The sequence below is a fragment of the Psychrobacter sp. FME6 genome (assembly GCF_014861365.1).
In the GTDB taxonomy this organism is placed as follows: Bacteria; Pseudomonadota; Gammaproteobacteria; order Pseudomonadales; family Moraxellaceae; genus Psychrobacter.
Window position 1 is genome coordinate 1 of sequence record NZ_RRYW01000093.1, and the last position, 11,199, is coordinate 11,199.

General features: G+C 42.4%; 12 protein-coding genes and 1 pseudogene. 3 read left to right on the top strand and 10 right to left on the bottom strand.

Annotation, left to right across the window (positions count from 1 at the left end; all coding sequences use genetic code 11):
* Positions 1-140 (top strand): annotated as a pseudogene (locus tag EI162_RS11665) (IS982 family transposase); the annotation flags it as partial.
* Here EI162_RS11665 and EI162_RS11670 read toward each other — a convergent pair.
* Positions 132-1,121, bottom strand: coding sequence for a hypothetical protein (locus EI162_RS11670; RefSeq protein ID WP_192524515.1), 990 nt, complete (start codon positions 1,119-1,121; stop codon positions 132-134). The pseudogene EI162_RS11665 and the gene EI162_RS11670 sit on opposite strands and share 9 nt — an antisense overlap.
* A 486-nt stretch (positions 1,122-1,607) precedes the next feature.
* Here EI162_RS11670 and rpmB point away from each other — a divergent pair, with 486 nt between their 5' ends.
* Both rpmB and rpmG read left to right on the top strand, forming a co-directional pair.
* Positions 1,608-1,844, top strand: a complete 237-nt coding sequence (gene rpmB, locus EI162_RS11675) for a 50S ribosomal protein L28 (protein ID WP_149488796.1) — start codon at positions 1,608-1,610, stop codon at positions 1,842-1,844.
* Positions 1,845-1,977: 133 nt separating this feature from the next.
* The gene (gene rpmG, locus EI162_RS11680; RefSeq protein ID WP_010201403.1) at positions 1,978-2,133 is read left to right on the top strand and encodes a 50S ribosomal protein L33; all 156 of its coding nucleotides are present in this window, start codon (positions 1,978-1,980) and stop codon (positions 2,131-2,133) included.
* 139 nt (positions 2,134-2,272) lie between these two features.
* Here rpmG and EI162_RS11685 read toward each other — a convergent pair whose 3' ends face one another.
* The 9 genes from EI162_RS11685 to EI162_RS11725 form a co-directional block, all read right to left on the bottom strand.
* Positions 2,273-2,584 (bottom strand): hypothetical protein, encoded by a 312-nt coding sequence (locus EI162_RS11685; RefSeq protein WP_192524516.1) that lies wholly within the window; start codon positions 2,582-2,584, stop codon positions 2,273-2,275.
* 200 nt (positions 2,585-2,784) lie between these two features.
* A complete protein-coding gene (locus tag EI162_RS11690; protein ID WP_192524517.1) occupies positions 2,785-3,096 on the bottom strand; it encodes a hypothetical protein in 312 nt (103 codons plus the stop codon).
* 121 nt (positions 3,097-3,217) lie between these two features.
* Positions 3,218-3,595 (bottom strand): hypothetical protein, encoded by a 378-nt coding sequence (locus EI162_RS11695; RefSeq protein ID WP_225735264.1) that lies wholly within the window; start codon positions 3,593-3,595, stop codon positions 3,218-3,220.
* A 94-nt stretch (positions 3,596-3,689) separates the two neighbouring features.
* The gene (gene rpe / locus EI162_RS11700; RefSeq protein WP_192524518.1) at positions 3,690-4,379 is read right to left on the bottom strand and encodes a ribulose-phosphate 3-epimerase; all 690 of its coding nucleotides are present in this window, start codon (positions 4,377-4,379) and stop codon (positions 3,690-3,692) included.
* A 195-nt stretch (positions 4,380-4,574) separates the two neighbouring features.
* A complete protein-coding gene (locus EI162_RS14840; RefSeq protein WP_318779320.1) occupies positions 4,575-4,793 on the bottom strand; it encodes a TIGR03643 family protein in 219 nt (72 codons plus the stop codon).
* 373 nt (positions 4,794-5,166) lie between these two features.
* Positions 5,167-6,087: an S-formylglutathione hydrolase gene (fghA, locus tag EI162_RS11710; RefSeq protein ID WP_192524519.1), complete on the bottom strand. Its 921-nt coding sequence runs from the start codon at positions 6,085-6,087 to the stop codon at positions 5,167-5,169.
* An 86-nt stretch (positions 6,088-6,173) separates the two neighbouring features.
* Positions 6,174-7,655: a C13 family peptidase gene (locus tag EI162_RS11715; protein WP_192524520.1), complete on the bottom strand. Its 1,482-nt coding sequence runs from the start codon at positions 7,653-7,655 to the stop codon at positions 6,174-6,176.
* 329 nt (positions 7,656-7,984) lie between these two features.
* Positions 7,985-9,955, bottom strand: coding sequence for a molecular chaperone HtpG (gene htpG, locus EI162_RS11720; protein WP_192524521.1), 1,971 nt, complete (start codon positions 9,953-9,955; stop codon positions 7,985-7,987).
* A 353-nt stretch (positions 9,956-10,308) separates the two neighbouring features.
* Positions 10,309-11,199 (bottom strand): catalase (locus EI162_RS11725; RefSeq protein ID WP_192524522.1); only part of this gene is annotated, 891 nt, incomplete at its 5' end.

The following is an 11,199-nucleotide window of genomic DNA, read 5'->3' on the forward strand; positions in this document are numbered from 1 at the left end:
TACAAAGGGTACGAGCAAGAGATTTATGGCATTTGTCTCATCGATTGATTCGTAAAATTTTGTCACATAATCTATGCTTTGTACTCAACAAAAAACTTGGTAACCCGCCACTTCAGTTTGATTTGCTTATTTCAAGTTGAGAGTGGGGTAGGTATTGCAACAGATAACGTTCCTTCTTTTTTCTTAGTTGCGCCATTTTTTTCTTTGATATTAATAGCGTAAGCAACGCCTCGTAGCAGCTTGTCACGCTCAGCTTTGGTTAAGTTCTCATCAATTTTTACATTAAAGGCTGCGATACCATTCGTATCAGTGGTTTTGTTATTACCACCGATAATGGCAATGCCTTTGATATCGGCAATACCCATGCCAACAGTCACATCTTTTACACGCGCGCCGTCGGTATTTTTGACAATAACATTAAACTTAGCTGTATCACCGTAGGGATTCAGCTTATTATTAGAGACAGAAGTGGTTTGTAGATTATTTTCTATATTAAGCTTACTAACTATTGCCGCTTGTCCACCATCACCACTGCCTTCTTTACTAACACGAACGGTTGTGACCTGAGTAATTTCTGAGCCATCTGAGGACTGTTTGGCGACTGCTTTTAATCCAAAACCATTTTCGATCAAGTCCGCTTTTTGTTCCTCATCGAGTACTAATGGGTTGAGCTTAAGCTCGTAGGTAGCCTCACCTTTGTCATCAGTACTCTGAACACTAGCGCCCTGAATAGTCACCCCAGTATTAGTAGAATCATCAACACTCAAGCTCACCGACCTGTTAATCGCCGCACCACCTGATTTTGCCACTGCTTTGACGGTGACATTAAATGTAACAGGCTCATCGGTCAGCTTGATATTGGTTGGATCGGTATAAAGTTTTTGTAGGCTAAAATCTTCTGCAGGTGTCTGTTCGCCACCATTATCGTTACCGCCGTTATTATTGCCACCATTATCGTTACCGCCTGTGCCGGTACCTGGTTGTACGCCCAAATCAGGTTCAGGGGCGATAGAATCGACTGTATCACCATCCCCTCCACCACAACCTGCTAATGCTAGCGCCAAAGTCAAAGAAGTGAGCTGAAATAACTTAGAAGGAAGAGATAGTGAGCTGTAGGACATGTGTTGAACTCCGCGTCGGCAGTAATTTATTCGAGTAAATAAGCAAAAATCATTACACAGAATCATAGTAGATTGGTAATGATACATAGATTTACAGTAATGCCAGTTATATTAACAGATTGTATTAAATATATAACAGCAACTTTACTAACTTTTGTTATAACTTACAACTAAAAATTAATCTTTACTATTAAATAATCAACAACATAGCGGGCTCATTTCAAGGTATAATGGCTGTCCTTTAAACCAACAATAATCATAAAAATATTTGAGTATCCCTCTCTTTTATGGTATAAATGTCGGCTTTAAAATTTTCTGAATTGGTCAGCCTGTTATTTGCCTTTAGATGACAGTCATACCAGCTCAACCTTCATATAGTTTTGTTTGGTGCAAAGCTTGCCGCTTGCTGTGTCCATGCCGCAAAAACGTGCAACTTGCCCAGACTGGTATGAGAAAAACTCATACCTCATAGATTAGGAGTTCGCCATGTCTCGAGTTTGCCAAGTGACTGGAAAGCGCCCTATGGTGGGTAATAATGTTTCGCACGCAAACAACAAAACCCGTCGTCGCTTTCTACCAAACCTTCATAACCATCGTTTTTGGGTAGAGTCTGAAAATCGTTTTGTACGTCTACGTGTGTCTACCAAAGGTATGCGCACCATTGACAAACTTGGTATCGATAAAGTGTTAGCGGATCTACGCGCACAAGGTCAAAAAGTATAAGTTAAGACTGGCAGCTTAAGCCCTCGAACATCTTCGTCGTTTAAGCTGCTTTTCTGCTACATTATTTGTGGCAACTGAATACTTTAGATCCGTACCTATCGTTTGAAGACCCCTCATTTACAGGAAAGCTATCATGAGAGATAAAATTAAATTAGTATCAACTGCTGGTACTGGCTATTACTACACCACTACCAAAAACAAGCGCACTATGCCTGGCAAAATGGAAATCAAAAAGTTTGATCCAAAAGTACGCCAGCACGTGATCTTTAAAGAAGCTAAAATCAAATAGTTGCTATTATCTATAGAAACTATTTTTATAGATACTTTCTATAAACAAACTATTTGCAATAAAAAAGGGTATATCCATTGATATACCCTTTTTTATGCGCGCGATTTTAAGTGTCTGTTATTATTAGATAGACTAAATATTAACTATAATGCGTTGGCTCTTTATCATAGACATGCGCGTGCCATTGACTCATTTGCTTTTGCATGATGACCTGAATCGCCGCATGAATCATATGCTGACCAATCGCTTGGGTATCACTGCCTAATATCTCTTTGAGCTTTTCAGAAAAATCAATGGTCATCAGCGGCGCTTCATCTTGTTCAGCGTCACGTAAGAGCAATCTGCCATCCTCTGCTTCCACCAGCTCAAGCGTGGTTTCTTTAGCAAATCCTGCAAACTGGTCAGCACTGTCGTTATCTACTTCTATTTCATTATCAATATCGTATGGCATCAATTTTTTCCTTATTATCCCGTTTCATACCTGTAAAACCTTATAATCTAATGTATCACAGCTATCATCCTACAGTCATGCGGGCAAAACGTTCTTATTCATACAATGGACGCTTTAAGCCTACAATTCAAGTGCTGTCATATAAGTCTTTTGCAAAACCGATATTTAACCGTATCGACTACATAAAAACGTATCACGGATTAACGCCAATAGCGCAGTTTTGCCATAGTAAATAAAAAGGCAACAAACATACCAAGATAGTACATGAGCTTTAGCTCTAACGTCGGGTCACGGTATTTGAAAGGTAAGGCAACCGCCGCCGTAGCGGTAGGGAATATGAGCAGCATAAGCAGCCAGTTTTCGATAACATTGAGCCAACCTTGTAAATCTGTACCGTTACGCAGTGAGGCCAGTCCTAACAGCAAACAAGCTATAATCAAGCTAGTAAATAAGCCATTTGGTAGGTCTTTTGGATAAATGATATTGGCAATTTTGGTTGGTATGATTCGCATGTAAAATTCCAGTCACGCGATAGTAGCGTCACTTATTAATGAATAATAAATTCCTGATGGGAGATAATTTCGCTAGCAATTTGCTTTAATCTTCAAAAATAGCAGATTAGCTGGCATAGGACTAACTGTAAGTTCCCATCAACCAAAGCATCGAGATACAAGCGGTCAAGTAGCCCAAACTAATGGCATTCCAGCTTTCTATATGCATACCTTTGACCTTGTTGAGCACACGTGAGCCGATCCAAAAAAACAGGGGAATACCAATCATAAATGCCGGTACAATGACCACAGCGTGGCGTAATACTTCACCAGTGTCATCACCCACCATCAAACGAAAGCCATAACCTGCAAGACTGAGTACAAGCGCAAAAACAGCCAGCCCAATGGTAATACCTTTGGGGACTAAGCTAGGCTTTTTTGGCTCATTCTGAAGGGGTTGCTCAGGACTGTTTACTGCTTCAGGCGGTATTGACGAGTTAATTGGTTTTTTCGTGTCCATATTTCACCTTTACATGACTTATCGTTGTACATGGCTGCACATCGTTATATAAAATATCTTAACATTATATAATGATTATTCAATGTAATGGCTGTTAATGCCCATTAGCCAATGCCAGCTCTACACGCATGGCATCGATAGCAGACTTATAGTCTTCTTGGTTAAATATGGCTGAACCAGCGACGAACATATCAGCACCCGCTTCGGCAATCGCGCGAATATTACTGGCTTTGATACCACCATCGACTTCTAATCTGATAGGGCGACCACTGGTAATGATACGCTGACGGACTTGGCGCACTTTATCTAAAGTGCCTTCAATAAACGACTGACCACCATAGCCTGGATTGACACTCATCAGTAAGATTTGATCCACTTTATCCATCACATAATCTAAATAATGTAGCGGCGTTGCTGGATTCAGGACCAAACCGCACTCTGCCCCGCCATCTTTAATCAACTGCAAAGAGCGATCGACATGGCCGCTGGCTTCTGGATGAAAAGTGATGATGCTCGCACCTGCTTCTAAAAACTGCTCAATCATACTATCAACGGGGCTAACCATAAGGTGTACATCGATTGGTGCATCAATGCCATAATCTCGCAGCGCTTTACAAATCATACTACCAAACGTCAGGTTGGGCACGTAATGATTGTCCATTACATCAAAATGAATCACATCGGCACCCGACTCTAGTACCTTTTCAACCTCTTCGCCTAAACGCGCAAAATCAGCTGATAAAATAGAAGGGGCGATTAAATATGGTTTAGAAGGGCTATTCATAATTGAGCTACCTGATTGAGGTTTATATAAAGAGTTAATAAAAGTAGATTTATCGTTAGTGCCGACACCATAGTCAGTTCTAAATAAAAGCCATACGATAATAGGATAGTCAGTCCTAAATAAGAGAAATACCAATATTATAACGTGCTAATGCTATGTTTAAATAACCAGACCTAAACAACTAAGCTTAAACAACTAGCGCGGCTTATACTGGGTTTTACAATAAGCGCGGCCGACATCAAAACTTCGTTTGGCTTGATGTTTGGTGGCACGGCTAGTGACACGCTGACGCCATAAGCGGAAAGATGATGGCTTTAGCTGCTGACGCATAAGCTTGATAACCCCAGACTCATTGAAACCATAGCTATGCTCTATCGCGTCAAACGGCGTTCTGTCTTCCCACGCCATCTCGATTACTCTTGATAGTTGCGCGGCATCGAGCGATCTATCAGTAGTTGCCTGAGTTGATTTTTCGTGAGTAGCCTCTGACTTTGAGTTACCTTGTTGCGCCATACTATTTTGCTGCTTATTTTTTAAAGCCGCAGTCATATCAGCCTGCATAGTGTTAAGCGATGATTGAGTCGCTTGCGCTCTGTGAGTTGAACCAGTACTTACTTGCGCTGTCAAATTACTTATCATAAAAGTCTTACCTTTAAATATGACAAACGGTTTCCAACCAATCTCTTTCCCACTAAGCTTTATTTTATACCAAAAAATAAGCGTGGTTGGACAATCAGCGTAACCGTCTGTCAGTTTATCTATCAGGCTGTCAGCTTATATAATGGTTTTAGCTTATCTGCGCCATACGCCAGTGATGTTCGATATGATCGCCAATCACGGTTTGGATAAAATAATAGCTGTGGTCGTGTCCCGCCTGATAACGTAATGTTAAGGGCTGCTTGGCCTTTTCACAAGCTTGTTGTAGTTTGGATGTTTGCAACTGTCCTTCTGCTAAGAAGTTGTCAGCAGCGCCTTGGTCGACCAAAATGCTCGAATACTGCTGACCGACTGTTTCAATCACTTTCGAGGCATCTGCTTGCGACCATAGCGACTTATCATCGCCGAAGTATTCTGTATAGGCGGCCTGCCCCCAAGCTGACTCACTGGCAGCGCATACTGGTGATAGCGCTGAAACGCTGACAAATTTACTTGGGAATTTAAAGCCCAATAATAGTGCTCCATGACCACCCATCGAATGCCCTGTGATACCGATAGTATCAATCGGGAACTCTGAACGTAGCAAATCATATAATTCATCGACGATGTAACTCTGTATATTAAAGTTTTCTGCCCAAGGCGCTTGCGTCGTATCGACATAATAGCTGGCACCCTGCCCAACAAAATAGCGTTCGTCATTGGGCACGTCATGGCTATTATTACCGCTGTCATTGCTATCACTGTCACCAGCACTTCTAGGAGAAGTATCAGGGGCAATAAATATGACACCAAGCTCACTACATTTCTGCTGAAAATGCGCTTTATGAGTGACGTTGTCGGCATTACAAGTGAGACCTGATAAGTATAAAATCGCAGGACAGCGACGACCAGCGAGCGCCTCATCTGGCAGATAAACACTAAAGGTCATTGGCGTCTTAGTAGAGGTCGACTCGTGGCTATAATAATGCTGTTCACCATCAAAGCAGCGATTGACACTTTTTTGTGTCAGTTGGCTACTGGCAGACAAACTGTGATTATAAGAATTATTCATAAGTGACATTCCTTTTATCTAAATAAAATACACGACGGCTCATAAGAGATACCTGCGATTGGGAAACATCTATGGTTAAGAAACTCTTAGGGGGTGCTATCGATATCTATAGAAGCCTTTGAGTCCGTATCGGGACCAATATTAATAGAGGCAGAGGTAGAAGCAGTATCGTTCTTGATGCTGGCGACTGATGGTAGAGTTTTATCAAATAACACTTGCTCAAACGCTGGCAGGGCTGTTTCCATTAAACTACCGATAACCATTTGCGGCTCTGAGGGCTCAAAACCCATGTAAAGCTCGCGCTCTTGTACTCGATAAGCGGCATCTTTAAAAGCGGCAGAAAAACTGGTGTTTTCACGTAAGCTCTCTGCAAAAAATGCCTGACCAAAATAGGTCATCTCCGCGGTATTGGTACAGCCAAACGACATTTTATCAGCGGCTGAAGCCGTAATTATTACTGTGGTTGGAGACGCCAATTCGTCGATAAATGAGCCTGAATAACAGGCTGAAACCACGATCACTCGCCAGCGGACACCTGACGCATCTAACGCTTCACGTAGCCATGCGGCATCCAAATTTTCCATTGCAAGCGGAGGATTTGCCAATTGAATGATATCTTCATTACCGTGTGAGGATAGCGTCAGCATCAATACATCTTCATCGGCATTCATCTGCTGACCAATGCGTTTTAAACCTCGTAAAACACTGGTCTTGGTGGCGACTGGCTCATCAAGCCAGCTATAAGTATTGTTAATCAATGCTAAAGAGCGCCCACTGGTGCCAAAACGCACATCAAACAATTCACGTACTTTATTAATTTCAGAACGAAAAACGTTTTGATCAGAGAAGCCAGCAACACCCATAAAATACCAATCGGTCTTGCCATCGGTACTCGAATCAATGCTATTTAATGCTTGCTGTAGCAGACGCGGCTGCTCATACAGTGCCGCCTCCTCTAATACAGACTCTACAGGAATCTGCTTAAAAATTGGCTGATCAGCGACATTACGCTGCCAGATTGTCAACAGTGCCACCGCACCTATCAATACAATCACCCGCTCCCACCATGAGATACGCAGGCGACGGAAAAATATCCATAATAGTGCTAAGGTCTGCCATAAGAACAGCACGAGGAACAGGATAGGTAAAAACGAATAGCTCCAGCCCGGCAACCAACCATAACTACCTAAAAACTGTACCAAGCTTTGTAGCAATGCCGATAATGTATCGGCGACTAACCACAGTACTACGGGCACAAAAACCAGCGCTTGATTGCCCGCGCGCCGTGCCAAAATAATACCGCCCAATAGAATAATCATTGGCCAGATTAAATAGCTGACCAATCCTTGCTCATTAAAGATGCTGCCGTGTTCAGCAGCCAAAAAAGAAAACAGCACATTACTACCGAGTGCTAATAATGCAAAGACAGCAAACTGAATAAAGGTGGGCTTGACCCAAGAAAATGCACGCGTCGATCCGACCAGCATCCATAAGGTTGCAATGATATTGGCAGCGAAATTGAGCGAAAAACGCTGAAGCGATACAGTTTTTAACGACGCAAGTGACAAAGACTTAGACCTCTAGCCAGTCGATAGAAATAAAGTAAATCAATGATAAAATATTTCGATATCAGTACTTTTTTATGTCTTAGATGAACATTTTTATAAGGCATATTGATATAAATATTGTAATTAATTCACGATAAAATAGGGTTGAAAAGCGAGAAGTACGATTTAATAGTTTAGCCCGCTAATCTATCGCGATTGTAACGGATTGTCGGTCAAGAGGATAAGGCTGATTTGTAAAATTCACTTAAAAAACCCTCTTAAACCTATAAAAAAAGGAGGCCTTAGACTAAAGACCTCCTTTTTTATTAAATACTAGGGCGTGTTGAATATTATCTCATCAACAACTCATTAACGCGCTTAAGATAAGCAGCAGGATCTTCCAATTGACCACCATCTGCTAGCAACGCTTGGTCAAAAATTACTTGAGCCAAATCATCGAACTGCTCGCTACTTTCAAGCTTTTTAATCAGTGGATGATCTGGGTTGACCTCAAGCGTGGGCTTGCTTTCTGGTACATCTTGACCCATTTGTTTCAGCATCTGAATCATTTGTGGCGACAGCTCACCTTCACCAACGACCAAGCAGGCAGGACTATCAACCAAACGCGTCGATACCTTCACGTCTTTGGCGCGTTCACCTAAAGCCGTTTTGAGTTTATCCACCACTGGTTTTAGTGTCTCTTCAGCTTTTGTAGCTTCTGCTTTCTCTTCTTCGTCTTGCAAGTCGCCCAAGTCTACCGCACCTTTGGCGATGTTTTGCAGTGGTGTCTCATCGAATGAGGTTAAAAAGTTCATCGCCCATTCATCGACACGGCTGGTCATCAGGATAACTTCGATGCCTTTCTTTTTGAACAGCTCAAGTTGCGGACTATTCTTTGCTGCCGCTAGATTATCAGCGGTTAGATAATAGATGGCTTTTTGCCCTTCTTTCATACGACCTTTGTAGTCTTCAAAGCTGGTTGTTTCGCCATCTTGAGTGCTGGTTGCATAACGAAGCAGTTTGGCAATACGTTCTTGATTGCCCATGTCTTCGCCTAGACCTTCTTTGATGACATCGCCAAACTCGCTATAAAACTGGGCGAACTTTTCTTGCTTGTCGCTGTCTTCGCTATTGGCAAGGCTTGCTAGCAAGGTTAAAGTACGACGGGCGTTACCATCGCGGATAGATTTCACATCACGTGATTCTTGTAATAGCTCACGGCTGACGTTCAATGGCAAGTCGGCGGAATCAATCACCCCTTTTACAAAGCGCAAGTACATCGGCAATAATTGCTCAGCTTCATCCATAATAAAGACGCGTTTGACGTATAATTTCAAACCATGTTGCTGCTCACGAGTATATAAATCGGCAGGTGCTTTTGTAGGGATATATAACAGCTGAGTATACTGTACACGGCCTTCTACACGGTTATGGGTCCATGTGAGCGGCGCGTCCATGTCATAGCTAATGTTTTTATAAAAGTCGATATATTCGTCATCTTCGATCTCAGATGCTGAACGTGTCCATAGTGCGCTGGCTTTGTTAATGGTTTCCCATTCGTCAGTCAGAACCATTTGACCGTTAGCTGGTGCGGCATTTTCAGCGTCGTCGCCTTCCTCAGCCTCATCTTCTTGCCAAACCTCTTTACGCATCTGAATCGGTAAGCTGATGTGATCTGAATATTTATTGACTAAGCCCTTGATTTTGCCGCGATCGAGATAGCTGTCTTCGCCTGCAGAATACTCTTCTTTTAGATGCAAGGTAATGGCAGTGCCGCGCGTGTCTTTGCTGATAGGCTCAACGGTAAAGCTGCCTGTGCCGTCTGATACCCAGCGCACGCCTTTATCGGCAGGCTCGCCCGCTTTGCGTGATTCAACGCTAATGGTATCAGCAACGATAAACCCGGAGTAGAAACCAACCCCGAACTGGCCGATTAATTGACCATCTTGCTTTTGTGATTCAGACAATTTGTCTAAGAATGCTTTGGTACCAGATTTGGCAATCGTGCCTAGGTTTTCGATCGCATCGGTTTCATTCATTCCAATGCCATTATCGGTAAAGGTAATGGTTTTGGCGTCTTCATCGACGGCAATGCGAATTTTTAACTCGCCATCGTTTTCATAAAGACTGTCATCATTGGTCGCTTCAAAGCGCAGTTTATCGCAAGCATCCGAGGCGTTAGAGACCAGCTCACGCACGAAGATATCGGCATTAGAATATAGCGAATGCGTTACTAAATGCAGTAGTTGCGCCACTTCAGCTTCAAAGGTATGTTTTTTTAATTCAGGGTTTTTACCATCCACTTGGGTCTGTTCACTCATAAAAAACTCCGTTAATTTGTATTAGAAACTTATTATAAAATAACAGCAATCAAACCAAACTTACTCTAATAAATATCAGAGAAGCGTAATACCATTCACAAAAATTAGAATAGCAAGGAAAACAAGTGCAAGTACTACGCACGGTAGACTAAGCGAGTTTGACACAGCTAATCGTACTTTTTGGGTTTGGTATCATTTTGAATACCGCTAAGCTGTTTATACTAATAGGGGCGTAGCAGAAAATTTCAAGATCAAAGACATAATTCAATCAAAAACACCGCTCTAGTTTTCTAGAACGGTGTTTTTTGACAAAAATAAGTTTTTAATAGAGACAGTCTTATAAAATTTATAAATTATAAGCAGCTAGGTAAATGACCAGCTGGATCAGTTTCGCGGGCAGCCATAGCCTCTTCTACGGTTACACCTAAGGCTTTGGCCACGCCTGCGCCGTAAGCAGGTTCACACCAGTTGCAGTTGCGAATATGACGATACTGAATAAAGTCAGGCACACCCGACAAGTTGCCAGCCGTGTTTTCAAACAGCACCTGTTGCTGCTCAGCACTCATTAAGTTAAAGAGCGCGCGCGGTTGGCTGAAATAATCGCTATCGTCTTCACGGAAATCATAGTACGCCGCATCACCATTAATCTTTAATGGCGGCTCAGCATAGTCAGGTTGCTCTTGCCACTGGCTAAAGCTATTGGGCTCATAGTGCGGACGGCCACCATAATTGTCATCAACACGGCCTTGACCATCACGATGATTGCTCATCACAGGGCAACGCGGCTTATTCACAGGGATTTGCTGATGATTGACACCAACACGGTAGCGCTGGGCATCGGCGTAATTCACCAAGCGGTTTTGTAGCATTTTATCAGGAGAAACGCTGATGCCTGGCACCAAGTTACTTGGGGCAAATGCCGCTTGCTCAACATCGGCAAAGTAGTTGTCAGAATTTTTATTCAATTCAAACTCACCGACTTCAATCAGTGGATAGTCGCCTTTTGGCCATACCTTGGTCAAATCAAATGGATGATAAGGAACGCTATCAGCCTCAGCTTCTGGCATGATTTGCACATACATTTTCCACTTAGGAAAATCGCCATTTTCTATCGCTTGATACAAGTCTTCTTGATTGCTTTCGCGGTTCATACCGACTACTTCTGCCGCTTCTGCGTCGGTTAAGTTTTGGCTCTGTTTTAATAGTGTGTTGATATAACTTATTGATAAATGATATAATGACTC